Annotated in this window: 17 protein-coding genes; 6 read left to right on the top strand and 11 right to left on the bottom strand. The window is 35.9% G+C overall.

What is annotated here, in order from left to right; translation table 11 throughout:
- Positions 1 to 17: 17 nt before the first annotated feature.
- Complete coding sequence (gene hisG / locus CYAN10605_RS02845) at positions 18 to 647, bottom strand: ATP phosphoribosyltransferase (RefSeq protein ID WP_015218433.1); 630 nt, start codon at positions 645 to 647, stop codon at positions 18 to 20.
- 57 nt (positions 648 to 704) lie between these two features.
- Between hisG and CYAN10605_RS02840 the strand changes: the two genes are divergently transcribed.
- Both CYAN10605_RS02840 and CYAN10605_RS02835 read left to right on the top strand, forming a co-directional pair.
- The gene (locus CYAN10605_RS02840) at positions 705 to 1,418 is read left to right on the top strand and encodes a response regulator transcription factor (protein ID WP_041922411.1); all 714 of its coding nucleotides are present in this window, start codon (positions 705 to 707) and stop codon (positions 1,416 to 1,418) included.
- Positions 1,419 to 1,463: 45 nt separating this feature from the next.
- The gene (locus tag CYAN10605_RS02835; protein WP_015218431.1) at positions 1,464 to 2,036 is read left to right on the top strand and encodes a DUF8196 domain-containing protein; all 573 of its coding nucleotides are present in this window, start codon (positions 1,464 to 1,466) and stop codon (positions 2,034 to 2,036) included.
- Positions 2,037 to 2,369: 333 nt separating this feature from the next.
- Here the strand turns inward: CYAN10605_RS02835 and CYAN10605_RS02830 are convergent, their stop codons facing one another.
- Both CYAN10605_RS02830 and dapF read right to left on the bottom strand, forming a co-directional pair.
- Complete coding sequence (locus CYAN10605_RS02830; RefSeq protein ID WP_015218430.1) at positions 2,370 to 2,720, bottom strand: DUF1830 domain-containing protein; 351 nt, start codon at positions 2,718 to 2,720, stop codon at positions 2,370 to 2,372.
- Positions 2,721 to 3,283: 563 nt separating this feature from the next.
- On the bottom strand, positions 3,284 to 4,126 hold the full coding sequence (gene dapF / locus CYAN10605_RS02825; RefSeq protein WP_015218429.1) for a diaminopimelate epimerase: 843 nt from the start codon (positions 4,124 to 4,126) through the stop codon (positions 3,284 to 3,286).
- Positions 4,127 to 4,166: 40 nt separating this feature from the next.
- Between dapF and CYAN10605_RS02820 the strand changes: the two genes are divergently transcribed.
- Complete coding sequence (locus tag CYAN10605_RS02820; protein WP_015218428.1) at positions 4,167 to 4,376, top strand: Hfq-related RNA-binding protein; 210 nt, start codon at positions 4,167 to 4,169, stop codon at positions 4,374 to 4,376.
- Positions 4,377 to 4,571: 195 nt separating this feature from the next.
- On the opposite strand, the gene gifA is transcribed toward CYAN10605_RS02820, so the two are convergent.
- Positions 4,572 to 4,772, bottom strand: a complete 201-nt coding sequence (gifA, locus tag CYAN10605_RS02815) for a glutamine synthetase inactivation factor IF7A (RefSeq protein WP_015218427.1) — start codon at positions 4,770 to 4,772, stop codon at positions 4,572 to 4,574.
- A 271-nt stretch (positions 4,773 to 5,043) separates the two neighbouring features.
- On the opposite strand from gifA, the gene CYAN10605_RS02810 reads away from it, so the two are divergent.
- Positions 5,044 to 5,280: a hypothetical protein gene (locus CYAN10605_RS02810; RefSeq protein ID WP_015218426.1), complete on the top strand. Its 237-nt coding sequence runs from the start codon at positions 5,044 to 5,046 to the stop codon at positions 5,278 to 5,280.
- Between the two features lie 46 nt (positions 5,281 to 5,326).
- Positions 5,327 to 6,580 (top strand): dihydroorotase, encoded by a 1,254-nt coding sequence (locus CYAN10605_RS02805; protein WP_015218425.1) that lies wholly within the window; start codon positions 5,327 to 5,329, stop codon positions 6,578 to 6,580.
- Between the two features lie 118 nt (positions 6,581 to 6,698).
- Here CYAN10605_RS02805 and CYAN10605_RS02800 read toward each other — a convergent pair whose 3' ends face one another.
- The 4 genes from CYAN10605_RS02800 to CYAN10605_RS02785 all read right to left on the bottom strand — a co-directional run bounded on the left by CYAN10605_RS02800 (position 6,699) and on the right by CYAN10605_RS02785 (position 11,727).
- Positions 6,699 to 7,433 (bottom strand): DevA family ABC transporter ATP-binding protein, encoded by a 735-nt coding sequence (locus CYAN10605_RS02800; RefSeq protein WP_015218424.1) that lies wholly within the window; start codon positions 7,431 to 7,433, stop codon positions 6,699 to 6,701.
- Positions 7,434 to 7,577: 144 nt separating this feature from the next.
- On the bottom strand, positions 7,578 to 9,317 hold the full coding sequence (gene ureC, locus CYAN10605_RS02795) for an urease subunit alpha (protein WP_015218423.1): 1,740 nt from the start codon (positions 9,315 to 9,317) through the stop codon (positions 7,578 to 7,580).
- A 52-nt stretch (positions 9,318 to 9,369) separates the two neighbouring features.
- On the bottom strand, positions 9,370 to 10,062 hold the full coding sequence (locus CYAN10605_RS02790) for an SDR family NAD(P)-dependent oxidoreductase (RefSeq protein ID WP_015218422.1): 693 nt from the start codon (positions 10,060 to 10,062) through the stop codon (positions 9,370 to 9,372).
- A 186-nt stretch (positions 10,063 to 10,248) separates the two neighbouring features.
- Entirely contained in the window at positions 10,249 to 11,727 is a 1,479-nt protein-coding gene (locus CYAN10605_RS02785; protein WP_015218421.1) for a DUF4335 domain-containing protein, read from the bottom strand.
- A gap of 177 nt (positions 11,728 to 11,904) precedes the next feature.
- On the opposite strand from CYAN10605_RS02785, the gene CYAN10605_RS02780 reads away from it, so the two are divergent.
- The gene (locus CYAN10605_RS02780; protein WP_015218419.1) at positions 11,905 to 12,201 is read left to right on the top strand and encodes a 2Fe-2S iron-sulfur cluster-binding protein; all 297 of its coding nucleotides are present in this window, start codon (positions 11,905 to 11,907) and stop codon (positions 12,199 to 12,201) included.
- A 120-nt stretch (positions 12,202 to 12,321) separates the two neighbouring features.
- On the opposite strand, the gene CYAN10605_RS02775 is transcribed toward CYAN10605_RS02780, so the two are convergent.
- From CYAN10605_RS02775 to ubiE, 3 genes are all read right to left on the bottom strand, one after another.
- On the bottom strand, positions 12,322 to 13,704 hold the full coding sequence (locus tag CYAN10605_RS02775) for a UDP-glucose dehydrogenase family protein (protein WP_015218418.1): 1,383 nt from the start codon (positions 13,702 to 13,704) through the stop codon (positions 12,322 to 12,324).
- A gap of 136 nt (positions 13,705 to 13,840) precedes the next feature.
- On the bottom strand, positions 13,841 to 14,770 hold the full coding sequence (locus CYAN10605_RS02770) for a UDP-glucuronic acid decarboxylase family protein (protein WP_015218416.1): 930 nt from the start codon (positions 14,768 to 14,770) through the stop codon (positions 13,841 to 13,843).
- Positions 14,771 to 14,992: 222 nt separating this feature from the next.
- Positions 14,993 to 15,691 carry a bifunctional demethylmenaquinone methyltransferase/2-methoxy-6-polyprenyl-1,4-benzoquinol methylase UbiE gene (ubiE, locus tag CYAN10605_RS02765; RefSeq protein ID WP_015218415.1) on the bottom strand — a complete coding sequence of 233 codons (699 nt, stop codon included), beginning with the start codon at positions 15,689 to 15,691 and terminating at the stop codon, positions 14,993 to 14,995.
- Positions 15,692 to 15,790 lie beyond the last annotated feature (99 nt).

Genomic DNA, 15,790 nt, shown 5'->3' with positions numbered 1-15,790 from the left:
CTCTATTCTACCAATTCTTAATTTCTAATGATTTTCTTCACCCATTCACTAAGTTGATAACTATTGAGACGATAGGTAAGAGGATTTGCCACTAAATAAGCACTGCTTTCAAATAAAATATCTATTTCAATTAAACCATTTTCCCTCAAGGTTTTGCCCGTAGAAACTAAATCCACGATCGCTTCTGACATACCTGTAATCGGACCTAATTCTACTGAACCATAAAGGGGAACAATTTCCACAGGTAAATCTAAAGCCCGAAAATGCTCCTTAGCACAATTAACAAACTTAGAAGCAACAATCCCATGAGCAGGTAAATCACTGGAACTACGATAAGAACTAGCAGAAGGAACAGCCACAGACATACGACAATAACCAAACCCTAAATCAGCAATCTGTGCAACATCAGCTTGTTTTTCCTTTAAGACATCATAACCAACAATACCTAAGTGAGCTTGACCATATTCCACATAAACAGGTACATCTTGAGCCCTTACCAATAAAGCCTTTGCTAAACCTTGAGGATCTTCTATTTGTAATTGACGGTTACTTTCTTCCAAAAATAAGCTAAAATCTAATCCCGCTTGTTGACAAAGTTTAATACTATCTTTTAAAAGAGCCCCTTTCGGCAATGCAATGGTTAACATAAGTGGTTAGTAGTTTGACAATTAATTATTAAATATCAGTTAAAAGCAGTCATGTCAATGAGGATTTTGTTAGTAGAAGATGAAATCGAGTTAGCTACAACTTTACAAGGGATTTTACAACAAGAAGGTTATCACGTAGAAATATCCCATGATGGGGAACAAGGTTTAAATTTAGCCCTAAAACAAAACTATGATTTACTGATTCTCGATTGGATGTTACCTCATAAAAGCGGTTTAGAAATTTGTCAGCAAATACGTCATCAACCTTTTTTTATTAAAACTCCTGTATTATTTTTAACCGCAAAAGATACTTTAGATGATCGGGTTTTGGGATTAGATGCAGGAGCAGATGATTATTTAGTGAAACCCTTTGAATTAAGGGAATTGTTGGCTAGGGTGAGGGCTTTATTGAGGAGAGTTAGCACAATTACTGATAGTCAAGAAGAACAAAATAAGCTCGAAACAAGAATCAAAGTAGCCGATTTAGAAATAGAGGTTGAAAGTCAAATTGCCTATCGTAACGGCAAAATGATTAAGTTGTCAGAAAAAGAGGTTAAATTACTACAATTTTTCAGCCAAAACCTTCATCAGTTAGTTACTCAAGAAGAAATCTATAACTATCTTTGGACAACAGAAGAAGCTCCTAGTAGTAATGTCGTAGCGGCAATGGTGAGACTTTTACGAAAAAAAATTGAGTCTAATCAAGAGCCTCCCTTAATTCATACTATTTACGGTAAGGGCTATTGGTTTGGCTTAGAAAAAGAAAGTTAATATACAATTATCTTATGTAAGCAATTAACCAGAAAACAAATAATCATGACAACCACTGCCGATGATGTCTGGAAAATTTTAGCCGAATTAGCAGAGTCACAAAAAGAAAGTGATCATCGTTTACAAGAAATAGAGCGTATTCTCAAAGAAAAATCCTTAGAAACCGATCGCCAAATTACGAGATTAAGCAAAGAAATCGGTAATTTAGGGGGAAAATGGGGGCGTTTTGTGGAAAATATGGTTGCTCCTGCCTGTGAAACATTGTTTATCAGTCGTGGTATTCCTGTCCATCAAGTTAGTCAACGGGTGAAAAAGAAGCTCGATGGTAGGGTTTTAGAAATAGATATTTTAGTGACTAATCAAGATCATGTTTTAGTCGTAGAGGTTAAAAGTAGCTTAGGGGTTGAGAATGTTAAAGAATTGATGGAAGATTTACAAGAATTTAGGGAGTTTTTCCCTGAATATAGTCAAAAAAGAGTATATGGTGCAGTGGCAGGAATTGAAATCGAGGAAGGAGCGGATAAATATGCTTATCGTCAAGGTTTATTTGTTTTAACTCAGTCTGGAGAAAATGTAGTTATTGTCAATGGTGATGATTTTCAGCCAAAAACTTGGTAATACTATCAATATATTTAGCAAGGGCATTTTACAGATTGATGAAAAAAAGCTACGTCACAATTATTGATTGAATAGATTTGATTATCAAGCTAAGAAAGAGGCAATAAATATTTCATTATGCCCCTCTATTTCACTGTTAAATGATCCCAAATTCTGTTTTTCATTAATAGACTTTTCCGAAAATAAAAAGTTAAATCAAGTTTAGTAGATAAAGCATCATTTTTATTTTTTATTCGGTTAGAGATTATTTCCTAAATTCGGTTATTGTCTAGTATATTTAGGGTTTTTTATATAATTAAATTATTGTTAATAATGAGTTGTAATTAAATTATTTCAAGTTAAAACGACTTCTAATTTTTCTGATTCATCTTCCTTTCTTTTATTGTACAAACTACTATCTTCATCTTCTTTTTTTTCCTCAATTTTTTCTTCACTAATACATAAACGTTTGCAAGGAATTGTATCCGACAAAATTGCACTAGCCATCATTCCTGAATGAATTTCTAAGAGAGCTTCTGGTAATGTTTCAAACATTAATCTTTGTCCGGGGAATACTACTCTCTCAAAATACCAATTTTCGATATTTGTAATTCTTGCTACTTGAATTTGGCTAGTCGCATTGACGTAACAACAGAGAATACTATCATTTTCATTGTTGGGAATTGCGTCCAGTATTTGAGCCATAATAACCATTAATTTTTTTATTTTCTTTTATCTTGACACTATCTAAACTAACATTCCTTGATCCCAATTAGTTGTAAAGATGATTACTAATTTCATTTAATTTTCTTCTTTGTCTTTTTTTCATGATATTTTCGGCAAATTATTAAAAAATTATTAAAATTGTGTTAGTTAAATCAAAAATAATGACATAGAATTGAATTGAGTTTAGTAATTATTTCCTCTATTTCACGCTGTTTTGTTTATATTATCTTCAATTTTCTTTGATGGCAAAGTAAAAAGGGCAAAGGGCAAACCCCCCTTTATCAGCCCTCTTGAGGGGGGAGGGCAAAGGAAAAATTAAGAATTAGGAATTAAAAACCCCGAACACTCATTATTTGTTACTCATTACTTTCTCTCAACACCTGCTGTTCCTGCAACCTGAAACCTGACACCTACCCTTATCCAATATTCTTAAACCGAACTGAGGTTACTTAATAGACATCTCCAACAATCCTCAAAATAAGGGAACCAAGCCCTAACTACGAGCCTATATTAATATTTTCTGAAGATGTCTAATTATTAGCTTAAGCAATTTGTCCTGAAAATACTTTGGTTGCGGGGCCAGTCATATAGACATGGTTATCTTTTTCTGACCATTCTATTTCAAGACATCCTCCGGGTAATTCTACGGTAGAGATGCGATCGCATCTTTCATTTAAGACACCCGCCACCACGGTAGCACAAGCACCCGTACCACAAGCAAGGGTAATTCCCGCACCTCTTTCCCAAACTTTCATTTTTAGATAATTATGACTAATGATTTGGATGAATTCTGTATTGGTTTTTTGAGGAAACACGGGATGATTTTCAAATTTTGATCCAATTTCATTGAGATTGATTTGCTCAATATCTTCAACAAAAACTAAACAATGAGGATTACCCATACTCACACAACTAACATGATAAGTGCGATCGCCTACTATTAATGATTCATTGACTACTTTTTCCCCAGTTTTGCCAAGGGTAGTAGGAATTTTCTCCGCTTCTAATTGGGGTTCTCCCATATCCACCTTAACTTGTCCATTACCCATAATAGTGGGGCAGATTAAACCTGCTAGGGTATGAATACGATAGGTTTTGCCGATTTCTTCTTTTCCTTCCAATTCAGTGATAAACTGAGCAAAGCAACGAATGCCGTTACCACACATTTCTGGTTCTGAGCCATCAGAGTTAAAAATTCTCATAGTATAGTCAGTATCTCCCTCTCCTGCTAAAACAAAAATCACTCCATCCGCTCCAATGCCAAAATGGCGATCGCACATTTTTACAGCATCTTCCTGAGAAACGAGGGGTTGAGACTGGTGACGATTATCTATCAAAATAAAATCATTGCCGAGTCCGTGATATTTGCTAAACTTCAGTGTCATAGTCTAAATATTCCCAATTTTTAGTTAACAATAATTAATTATGACCGCATTTGATACAGGATTTCCTAGCGTTCGTCAAATTCAATCTTTCATCAAAAACAAAACCCCTATCGAGATTGGCTTAATGACCAATAAGACTCTGGAAGGGGTGGTAAAATGGCAAGATCAAAATTGTCTTTCTTTAGTAACTACCAGCCAAGAAAAAATCCTTGTTTGGATTCAGGCGATCGCATATATTAGGTATAGATAATTTATGTTACGCACAATGAAATATTAATTATTTTAGGAAGGTGTCGGGTGTCAGGTGTCGGAATTATAGTATTAAAAAATAAAAAACCGATCAGTTAGACGAAGACATCTTCCCTAAGTTTATTTATTATCGCCATGCTGTCAAATCACAATAACTTTTACTTTAATTATTTTTATCAAACCTAAAACCTATTATCTAACTTAAAGAAGCATGGGAGCGATCATAACTAACACGGAAACTAGAATTAGGTTTTCCCTGAACAGGATTCCAGTATTCTGAACCGTTTATATCCATCCCAATTTCTGAAGCGGTGCGTCCTAACATTGACTGTTGACGATTTTTGATAAATTTATGATGACGCATCATTAAACTACGGGCTTGACTTTCTGCACTCATTTTCTTCTCTCCTTTACTTTCTTAACTCTATTTAAGCATATTTCTGTATAAAATTTTACAAAATAGATAACTTTTTACAAAAATTTACCTGAGAATTTTTATGAGGTTTTATCAATTTGTGAAATCGAGATTTGCATACTATGTAAAGTGAAATGTTAAGAAAAACAGTATTTATCACCCTTTTTGTTTTTGAATGGGTTAAACTTCTGAACATCCTAAAAAATGAAAAAGTGTTTACAATTGTTAATAAAAGTCGAGGGGGGTAAAAAATATGATTTCTTGTTTAACTTGTGACTCCAATCAGCTCGATTATCCTTGTAGCGAAAAAGTGTCCGCAGAAATAGTCGCAGAGGCGATCGCATCTTTAGTGGAAAAAACCCACTATGAAGGAAAATCTTTAGAAGACCTAATCAAAGAAGTATTGGCAGAAGATCAAATATTAGATCAAGTACAAAGACGATGGTTGAGTAAAATAGTAACTCAGGCATGGAAAAGTTTAACCGATTAAAGGTAGATACTTTTTCACCGTTATTGAGTTGTAAATAGGAACCAAGGTGAATCAAACACTGCTTTTTCAACAAATTAGAACTTTAGATCCTGTATCTGGATTTGACCAAGTAACTGACATCTTAATTGATGATAATAAGATTCAAGAAATCAGCCCAAAGATTGAATTAACAGACGATTCAGCGAAAATAATTGATGGTAATGGCTTAATATTAGCCCCTGCCCTAGTAGATTTATTTTGTCATAGTGGTGAACCGGGATACGAAGAAAGAGAAACTCTACAAACCCTTAATGCTTCTGCAAAAGCAGGGGGAGTGTCAAGGGTGGCGATTTTACCCAATACTTTGCCAGTTGTAGATAATCCCAATACGGTGACATGGATTCAAAATAAAACTAAATCCCTAGAAACAAACTTTGATTGTTGGGGTAGTTTAACCAAAAATTTAGAGGGCAATACCATTGCCGAGTTAGCAGATTTAGCAGAGTCAGGAGTAGTTGGTTTTACAGATAATCGTCCCCATAGCAATTTACAGTTAGTACGTAAGTTATTAGAATATGCTCAACCTTTTCATTTACCTATTGCCCTTTGTCCTACAAATCTACAACTAAAAGGAAAAGGGGTAGTTAGAGAGTGTCGCACTTCCATTCGTCTTGGTTTAATCGGAAATCCAGAGATAGCGGAAACGGTTGCTATTGCTTCTTTGTTGGAAATAGTGGCATTAACAAAAACCCCCATTCACTTAATGAATATTTCGACAGCTAGGGGCGTGGATTTAATTAAAAGGGCAAAAGAAGAACAATTACCTGTTACTGGGAGTGTTAATTGGCATCATCTTATCCTCAATATTGAAACCATTGCTAGTTATAATCCTCATTTACGTTTTGATCCCCCCTTGGGTACTGAAATTGATCGTTTGGGCTTATTGGAAGGGATAAAAACAGGTGTGATTGATGCTATTTCTATTAATCATACTCCTTATACTTACGAAGAAAAAACCGTTGCCTTTGCAGATGCTCCATCAGGCTCAATTGGCTTAGAATTAGCTTTACCTTTACTATGGCAAAATCTTGTGATTACTGGTGAATTATCCGCTTCACAATTATGGAAAGCCTTAAGTGTTAATGCCTTGAAATGTCTATACCAAGAACCATTAAAAATACAAATTGGACAAAGGGCAGAGTTTATCGTTTTTGCCCCCCAACAGCCATGGCAAATAACTCCGAATCAACTAAAATCTCTTTCTTACAATACTTACTGGTTGGAAAAGGAAATAAAAGGTAAAATCCTCTGTAATTATTGACAACAATAAATTTTTGTTTAATAATAATATATATTCCTAATTCCTAATTCCCCCCCCTCCTGGGGGGGTCCCCTTTTTCGGAGAAGGTTTTTATTTTTCAAAAATATAGTCCTAGTCGTTACACTTGGGATTCTGTCAATAGTTTTCCATCTTCTAACTCAATAATACGATCTGCTACATCCAAAATGCGATCATCATGGCTAACGATGAGAATAGTACAGCCTTGCTGTCTAGCCAACTTTTGCATAATATCCACCACATCTCGCCCTGATTTACTGTCTAAAGCGGCAGTGGGTTCATCTGCTAGTACCATTTTTGGATGAGAGACTAAAGCACGTGCGATCGCAACTCTTTGTTTTTGACCACCAGAAAGATTTTCAGGATAGTAGTTAATACGATCTCCTAAACCAACAGCATTCAACATTTCGATTGATTTTTGTTTTACTTCTTCATGGCTAAATTGAGAATGCAACTCTAAAGACATTTGTACATTTTGTCGGGCGGTGAGAGAGTTTAATAAATTATGAGCTTGGAAGATATAACCAATATTTTTTCTAATATTAATAAGCAGTTTTTCAGGAGCATTTATCAATTCTTGATTAAATACTTTCAAAGAGCCATAACTAGCACTGCGTAAAGCCCCCATGAGGGTTAAAAGAGTTGTTTTTCCTGAGCCTGAAGGACCTTTTAAGATAACAACTTCTCCTTTTTTTAGAGTTAAATTAATATTAAATAATATTTGCTTTCTGATACTACCATGACCAAAATAAAAGTCTAAGTTTTTAATTTCAACTACTTTATTATTATCTAAATTTTCGGGATTATTATTAGTATTTTCTGTTATAGTGATCATGATTTTTACTAATAAATTATGTAGGATAAGCAGATAGAGTTCGAAGTTCGGAGTTGCTAATTGCTAATTTTTTATTCCCATTGCCTATTACCCTTCTCCCCTTTTAAGGGGAGACACAGAGGGGTTTGCCCCTTGCGATTATGGTTAGAACAAAAAATAGCGTTGTGCCATTGGTAAAACTTCTGCTGGTTCGCAGGTTAGTAATTCACCGTCTGCTCTTACTTCATAGGTTTCAGGATCTACTTCCATTTTAGGGGTATAGTCATTAAGTTTGAGATCTTTTTTGGTGAGGTTACGGGTATTTTTGACAGCAATGGTGGGTTTTCTTAGCCCTAGTTTTCCTTTTATATCTAAGTCTAATGCCGCCTGAGAAATAAAGGTTAAAGAAGTAGATGCGATCGCACCTCCATAACTAGCAAACATGGGTTGAGAATGAACAGGTTGAGGAGTGGGAATACTAGCGTTGCTGTCTCCCATTTGACTATAAGCAATCATACCGCCTTTGAGAACTAATTGAGGTTTGACACCGAAAAAGGCGGGTTTCCATAAGACTAAATCGGCTAATTTACCAACTTCGATCGAACCCACATAATCAGCGATACCATGGGTAATAGCAGGATTAATGGTGTATTTCGCTACGTAACGCTTGACTCGAAAATTATCATTTTCAGTTGTCCATTTTCCCCCCCCTTCTAAGGGGGGGTTAGGGGGGGTTAAAACACCTCTTTGGACTTTCATTTTATGGGCAGTTTGCCATGTACGCATTATTGTTTCTCCGACTCTCCCCATAGCTTGAGAATCGGAAGCAATCATACTAAAAGCACCTAAATCGTGCAAAATATCCTCGGCGGCGATGGTTTCTCGGCGGATACGGGATTCGGCAAAAGCCACATCTTCGGGAATTTTTTTGTCAAGGTGATGGCATACCATTAACATATCTAAATGTTCTTCCATGGTATTGACAGTATAAGGGCGAGTGGGATTAGTGGATGAAGGTAAAACATTCATTTCCCCACAGACTTTGATAATATCAGGGGCGTGACCTCCCCCTGCTCCTTCGGTATGATAGGTATGAATAACTCTATTTTTAAAGGCGTTAATTGTGTCTTCTACAAATCCTGCTTCATTCAAAGTATCGGTATGAATCGCAACCTGAATATCATACTTGTCAGCAACGGTTAAACAAGTATCGATACTCCAAGGAGTTGTACCCCAGTCTTCATGAAGTTTCAAACCCATCGCCCCTGCTTTCACTTGCTCGATTAATCCTTCTGTTTGACTGCTGTTACCTTTACCTAAAAAACCTAAATTCATGGGAAAAGCGTCAGCCGCTTCTAACATCCTTGATAAATGCCATTCTCCGGGGGTGCAAGTGGTGGCTTTTGTGCCTGTAGCAGGTCCTGTACCACCGCCAATCATTGTAGTAATACCAGATGCGATCGCAGTTTCAATTTGTTGAGGACAAATAAAATGAATATGAGTATCAATACCTCCTGCGGTGAGAATCATACCCTCCCCAGCAATGACTTCTGTGACAGCCCCAATAACAATATCTACGTTGGGCTGTGTCTCTGGGTTTCCCGCTTTGCCAATTTTTTCTATTTTTCCGTCTTTGATGGCCACATCTGCTTTTACAATACCCCACCAATCCACAATCAAAGCATTGGTAATCACAGTATCTACTGCCCCTTCTGCCCTTGAAACACCTGATTGCCCCATGCCATCACGGATTACTTTACCCCCACCAAATTTGACCTCGTCTCCATAAGTGGTGTAATCTCTTTCTACCTCAATGATTAATTCTGTATCTGCTAAACGGATGCGATCGCCTTTAGTAATACCATAAGTTTCTGCATACGCTCTACGATCCATAAAATAGCCCATAGCGATCCTTTCTCCTTATTGATTGCCATTTTTTTATCCTATAATAAAAAACTCAACAATTAGAATCAAACATTCCGGGCATATCAATCTCTTTTACACACGAATAGGGGGAAGTGGATAATAAAAATTTAATTGCTTCCCATACGTCAATTAAAGGAATTTGAGTTTCTTGTGGTTGGGGGTATTCACTCTCCGATAGATAACCTAAATTAAGAACACTAGGACTTATCATTTGATGTTTTAGAATTTCTCTCAAGGAATGAACCATACCTCTTAAGGCAAATTTTGTGGCTGAAAAAACAACTTCTTTTCCCCCATGATTTTCAAGACCCCAAGTTGATCCTATAAAGATTATTTTACCCCCTTTTTTCAGGAAACCTTGTTTTAAAATAGAGCGAATTAATTCTATATTGGCAGTTATGTTTACTTGTATTAATTGATAAATCTCCCCATATTCTATTTCTTCAAAACTATAATCTGAACTGAAAGCTGTTTTTTCCCATATGCCAACATTGAGAATTAGGGCATCCATAATTTGGTTATTTAAAATCTTGGAAATAGTTGAATTAATTTTTTCTGTTTGATTTAAATCAAACTTTTGCCATTGAATCGGATATTCAGAAGTTAAATAAACTGGCTTGTTGCGAGAAATCCCTGTAATTTGAAAATCTCCTACTTCAACCAATTTCTTGGTTAAGTAACCACCTAATCCACTACTTACACCAGTAATAAAAATATGTTTCATAAAGATGAGAGAAAATCGTTAAATTTAGGAAAAATTTATTTAAAATCAATTTAGACTCATTTTATATCAATTAAAAGCACTGTTGCCTGTTAGCTAACTTAACCTACAATTTTAGCTCGAACTTAGGTTGAAATCCGAATTCACGTTCATCTAAAAACGTTTTCAACAAACCGTAACATATTCACTTTACTCTTTAAAAGTTTGTACGTTACCATTTGGACTAAGAATTAAGCGAATTGTTGCTTGAGAATCTTCTTCTAATGAAGACGCTATTTTTTTTCCTAATAAAGGCATATTAGTACGGTCTAAATAAATAATTGCAACTTGTCCTATGGGGGTCACTTTTGTTAATTGTCCTTCTGAATTGATTTGTAACCTATATTCAATACTCTGCTGTAAATTTTCAGGGGGTTGCCATTGGGAAATAAAGTATTGTTTAACTTCGACTTCTGCACTGGTGGGAGGAAGTTTTTTCGCCACTAACTTAGATGTGTCTAAATTATTGATATTTTCTGGTAGAGTCGGATTTTTGATCACGATAGGAGGTGTTATATCATTTGTTTTATTTATATTGTTTAATGCAAATTGGGAAGGAGAAACGTCTTCAGAGGTAAAGGAATTAAGGTTTGGTACAGAGGAATTAGAAGATGATAAAACAGGTAATTTGTTAAGTTTGGGAGGAGATGAAGGAATCGTATTCGAGTTGGAAGAGGATGGTTGTAATGAAATCGTCTGAGACAAAGAAGGTTGACTATTCATTCCCTGAGAATTATTATTTACGGTTGATGGGGGCAAATCATTAACTGAAGGAGGGGGAGGCGTTTCCATAGTCAGAGTTGCCTGACTATTATTTTCAGGAAAATTTTGGGGAATTTCTGCCGTAGGGCTATTGTCGGGGGGGCGAGTTATGGTTGATTCTGGAGGTGGGAGAGATTCTCTGTTTCTTAGTTCTTCTGGTACTTCTGGGGTTACTATTGATGGAAGGCTTTGTGGATCGAGAGGAGAAGGAGGAATAACTTTTTCTATGTCATCATCAAATTCTTCTGCTTCTGATGATTGAGATGGATTATCTATCGGATTTTGTTGTAGTGCTAAATTTTGTTCATAACGCCACCAAAACCAACCGCCAATGATACATACAAGGGCTGTAATAAAAATACTTAATCCTAAGTTACTCGAAATCGCTTCTCCTAATTCTTGATTGCTCTTGGTTACGTCATAGTAATAGGCTTCTAGGGCGTTAATCAGGTCAAATAATTGGGTATTTGTCAGGATAACTTCTACTGTTTCTCTCTGTGGTTCTATACCGTGATAATAAAGTTTATGGCTATAATCTGATTCTCTACTTAAACAAATAAACTCTGTGTGTTCATCTTGAGGTATATCACAAGTTTGATTATCTCTAACTATTTGTCTATCATCCAAGTATAAGTTTATATATTCATCTACTAATTGTCTTAATTTTTCCAGTAAAGTGCGATCGCCTATTATACTACTTCTATTATCTTTTGGTATTCTAGGATCGTCGAAGTGTAGTTGAAAACTAAAGTATTGAGGAAAAGATTGATAACGCCATTTTCCCCAAAAAGGTTGAGGATTATAAATTTCAAGAGTACAGGTAGGGGGCGTATAGCGACGAAAAGAACTGGAATTATTAATGACCATAATCAGTATTGATTTTGGGTTGTGGATAGCTAATATTGAATAATTTTAAACCATCTTCAAGTAATTCAATACAAAATTTAAGACTACTCATTTGCTTCAATTATATATAAACAAGTCTATTGTTTAAAATTTCTTTATATTGTGATATAAAACTTAACAGTATAGGAGGAGAAAAAAATGCCGACGATTAAATTTATCAAAGAAAATAAGGAAGTAGTTGCCGCCGATGGTGCCAATCTTAGAGAAAAGGCTTTGCAGAATAATATTGATATATATAAATGGCGTGGTAAGTTGATCAATTGTGGTGGTTATGGTCAATGTGCTACTTGTGTGGTAGAAATTGTCGAAGGCATGGAAAATTTATCTCCAAAAACAGACTTTGAGACCAGAAAGTTGAAGAAAAAACCAGAAAATTACCGTTTAGCCTGTCAAACTCTGGTTAATGGTCCGATTTCTGTTAATACTAAGCCTTAATTTATCTTTCCGTCAATGTTTTAAGAATATTGGTTTAGGTGGGTTTCAAGTGTTAGGTGTCAGGTGGCAGGTTTTAATTAATTACTAATTGCTAATTCCTATTAAAAATGATTAAAACGGTTAAGACTTGCCTATACCGACGTAATGGAAACCAGTTTTTTCAATAGCTGTTTTATCAAGAAAGTTACGTCCATCAATAATTAGGTGATTTTTCATCAGTTTGCTGATTTTTTCTAAATCTAATTTTAAAAATTCTTGCCAGTCGGTGACTAATACCAAGGCATCACAACCGTCAGCCAACATCTCGGTACTACTTTCAATTACCACCCCAGAGAGTCCATGGCTTAAACCAGTTTGGGAGACAATAGGATCATAGGCTTTGACTTTTGCCCCTAGGCGGTTTAATTCCTGAATAATATTCAATGCTGGTGCATCTCGCATATCATCAGTATCGGGCTTGAAGGTTAAACCTAGTAAACCGATGACTTTTCCTTTGAGAATTTTTAATTCTTGTTGGAGTTTTTCGATAACGATACTCTTTTGGCGTTTGTTGACGTTTACTGCGGCATTAAGTAATTCTGTTTCGTATCCGTAGTCATGGGCGGTGTGAATTAACGCAGATACATCTTTAGGAAAACATGAGCCCCCCCAACCAATACCTGCTTGTAAGAATTTGGGACCAATACGAGAATCTAAGCCGATACCTTTTGCTACTTGGGTAACATCAGCACCAACGCGATCGCATATATTTGCTACTTCATTAATAAAACTGATTTTAGTGGCTAAGAAAGCATTAGCGGCATATTTGATCATTTCCGCAGAACTTAAGTCTGTGACGACGATAGGCACGGGAGGCAAATCTGGATGGTCACTGAAGGTGCGATCGACCAAAGGTTGATATAATTCTTTCATAAGTGCGATCGCTTTTTCATTACTGCTACCTAAGACGATGCGATCGGGGTTAAAGGTGTCATATACAGCAGTTCCCTCACGTAAAAACTCAGGATTACTTACCACATCAAACTCTGGCATACTATTTTCTGTCATAGTAAAACCTTCCCCTACAGTGGCAGTATGTTTTTCCTTAAAACCTTCTAAAACAATCATGCGAACCCAATCCCCAGAACCAATTGGAACTGTGGACTTGTTAACAATAACTTTATAACCACCATTAAGATAATTCCCTATACCTCTAGCTACGGCTTCAACATAACGAGTATCACTTTCTCCTGTAGGTAAAGCAGGGGTTCCAACTGCAATAAATAAAATCTCTCCATGATTAACTCCCGCTCCTAAATCAGTGGTAAAGTTGAGTTTTTTATGCTTCATACAAGATAGCATCAACTCAGATAAACCCGGTTCATAAATAGGAGATTGTCCTTGCTTCATTAACTTAACTTTCTCCTCATTGTTATCAACACAGATAACATCATGACCAATATGAGCTAAACATACTCCTGTAACTAAACCAACATAACCAGTTCCAATTACACAAACACGCATTGATTGAACTCCTCAAAATTTTAATACTAGAAAAATAAAAGTTTTATGCCAAAAGCCTTTTTATTACTCATGACAAATTTATTACTCATGACAAAGAGCTTAAACCTCGTGAATAAATTAACAGCAATTCTTTCGCTTAATGACAAATTCTTTGACGAAAATCCTCAATAGTCATTCTTAAACCATCTCTAAGAGGAATAGTCGGTTGCCAATCAAGATATTGCTTTGCTTTAGTTATATCAGGTTGTCTCTGTTTGGGATCATCTTCTGGCAAAGGTTTGTAAACCAATTCTGCTTCAGGATTAACCATTTCCTGAATAGTTTTCGCCAATTCTAAAATGGTGTATTCCCCCGGATTTCCCAAATTAACAGGCCCCACATAATCATTGTTCATTAATCGCATTAAACCTTCTACCAAGTCAGAAACATAGCAAAAACTGCGAGTTTGTGAACCATCACCATATACAGTTAAAGGAATACCCCTTAAGGCTTGAGCAATAAAATTACTCACTACTCTACCATCATTTTCCAACATTCTTGGACCGTAAGTGTTAAAAATTCGAGCTACCCTAATTTCCAGTTTGTGTTCACGGTAGTAGTCAAAAGCAAGAGTTTCAGCAACCCTTTTTCCTTCGTCATAGCAACTACGAAGCCCTATACAGTTAACGTTACCACGATATTCTTCAGGTTGCGGGTGTACATCGGGGTCTCCATATACTTCAGAGGTGGATGCTAACAAAAATCTAGCCTTTACTCTTTTGGCTAACCCAAGCATATTTAAAGTTCCCATCACATTAACTTTTGTTGTTTTAACAGGATTAAATTGATAATGAATGGGTGATGCTGGACAAGCTAGATGATATATTTGATCTACTTCTAGCCGTATTGGTTCAGTAATATCATGACGAATTAACTCAAAGTAGGGATTATTAAACCATTTTTGAATATTGGCTTTTGTACCAGTGTAGAAATTATCGAGACATAATACTTCGTTTCCTTGTTCCATGAGGCGATCAATCAAGTGAGATCCCACAAATCCAGCACCACCAGTGACTAAAATTCTCATAATGTAGTTATTGCAGTTTTTGATCAAAAATTACTTATAAATTAACTTGTGTCAGTTACTTTGAGCAAATATGTTTATCATTAAAAAAAATTGGAGACGAAGAACAAATTCAGCAAGGTCAGAGAGTTATTGTAATTTTCAATAGTCTTTAATTGATAAGTATTTTGGACTTTTCTCCGCTTCCTGTTGCTTATCCTCATGACACCACTTTTTTATCGACCTCTACTTAGCTAAAACCAAAACTCCCATCATTTCTCCTAATAGTGGATAATGAACTGATTGAGAAAAACCTATTTGCCGTGCCAATTCGATTTGGCGATCGCCTCTGAGGAAACGCTGTAAACTAGGATAAATATAGGCATAATCTTCTTTCTTGCCCAACCAATCCGCCATAGTCACCACAATATTATCTAAATACCATTTTTGTATATTCGCAACAAAATAGTTGGAAGGTTGATGAAAGTCAAGAATCGCCGCTCTTCCATTGGGTTTTAATACCCGATTGATTTCTCTCAAACAAGAAGGAATATCTTGAACATTTCTTAAACCATATCCCATTGTGACGCAGTCAAAAGTATTATCTTGAAAAGGTAAACTTAATACATCTGCTTTAACCCATTCTATATCGTCATACCCTCTGTTTTTTGCCTTAACACGGGCAACATCGAGTAACTCAGAGGAAAAATCAACTCCAATAACTCTCCCTTTAATTACCTGTTGACGCAACAAAAAAGTTAAATCACCGCTACCACAACATAAATCTAAAGCAACACTTTGAGGTTGAGGATTAGTCCATTTTACCGCCATCAACTTCCAGATGCGATGTAATCCTAGACTCAGCCAATCATTGAGTGAATCATAAACAGGGGCAATGCGGTTAAACATTTCTTGAATTTCTTGAGGTTGCGGAGTCGATTTCATTTACACCAGTCAAAAAGTCTATTGGTTTTCTGATCAAGTTTACAATAACTTGAGTAAGGCAATTAAGAATTAGTAATTAGTGAATAGTGAATAGTGAAT

Source organism: Cyanobacterium aponinum PCC 10605 (assembly GCF_000317675.1).
Taxonomy (GTDB): Bacteria; Cyanobacteriota; Cyanobacteriia; order Cyanobacteriales; family Cyanobacteriaceae; genus PCC-10605.
The sequence above is the reverse complement of the archived record's forward strand: the minus strand, read 5'-3'. Positions and strand labels throughout refer to the sequence as shown.

What these genes read in the sequence shown, in the direction of transcription:
- CYAN10605_RS02775 (WP_015218418.1), bottom strand. Translation starts at nt 13,704, where the DNA reads ATGCGTGTTTGTGTAATTGGAACTGGTTATGTTGGTTTAGTTACAGGA.
- CYAN10605_RS02820 (WP_015218428.1), top strand. Translation starts at nt 4,167, where the DNA reads ATGACCGCATTTGATACAGGATTTCCTAGCGTTCGTCAAATTCAATCT.
- gifA (WP_015218427.1), bottom strand. Translation starts at nt 4,772, where the DNA reads ATGAGTGCAGAAAGTCAAGCCCGTAGTTTAATGATGCGTCATCATAAA.
- hisG (WP_015218433.1), bottom strand. Translation starts at nt 647, where the DNA reads ATGTTAACCATTGCATTGCCGAAAGGGGCTCTTTTAAAAGATAGTATT.
- CYAN10605_RS02835 (WP_015218431.1), top strand. Translation starts at nt 1,464, where the DNA reads ATGACAACCACTGCCGATGATGTCTGGAAAATTTTAGCCGAATTAGCA.
- CYAN10605_RS02800 (WP_015218424.1), bottom strand. Translation starts at nt 7,433, where the DNA reads ATGATCACTATAACAGAAAATACTAATAATAATCCCGAAAATTTAGAT.
- CYAN10605_RS02830 (WP_015218430.1), bottom strand. Translation starts at nt 2,720, where the DNA reads ATGGCTCAAATACTGGACGCAATTCCCAACAATGAAAATGATAGTATT.
- CYAN10605_RS02840 (WP_041922411.1), top strand. Translation starts at nt 705, where the DNA reads ATGAGGATTTTGTTAGTAGAAGATGAAATCGAGTTAGCTACAACTTTA.
- CYAN10605_RS02785 (WP_015218421.1), bottom strand. Translation starts at nt 11,727, where the DNA reads ATGGTCATTAATAATTCCAGTTCTTTTCGTCGCTATACGCCCCCTACC.
- CYAN10605_RS02810 (WP_015218426.1), top strand. Translation starts at nt 5,044, where the DNA reads ATGATTTCTTGTTTAACTTGTGACTCCAATCAGCTCGATTATCCTTGT.
- ureC (WP_015218423.1), bottom strand. Translation starts at nt 9,317, where the DNA reads ATGGGCTATTTTATGGATCGTAGAGCGTATGCAGAAACTTATGGTATT.
- CYAN10605_RS02770 (WP_015218416.1), bottom strand. Translation starts at nt 14,770, where the DNA reads ATGAGAATTTTAGTCACTGGTGGTGCTGGATTTGTGGGATCTCACTTG.
- CYAN10605_RS02780 (WP_015218419.1), top strand. Translation starts at nt 11,905, where the DNA reads ATGCCGACGATTAAATTTATCAAAGAAAATAAGGAAGTAGTTGCCGCC.
- CYAN10605_RS02790 (WP_015218422.1), bottom strand. Translation starts at nt 10,062, where the DNA reads ATGAAACATATTTTTATTACTGGTGTAAGTAGTGGATTAGGTGGTTAC.
- dapF (WP_015218429.1), bottom strand. Translation starts at nt 4,126, where the DNA reads ATGACACTGAAGTTTAGCAAATATCACGGACTCGGCAATGATTTTATT.
- ubiE (WP_015218415.1), bottom strand. Translation starts at nt 15,691, where the DNA reads ATGAAATCGACTCCGCAACCTCAAGAAATTCAAGAAATGTTTAACCGC.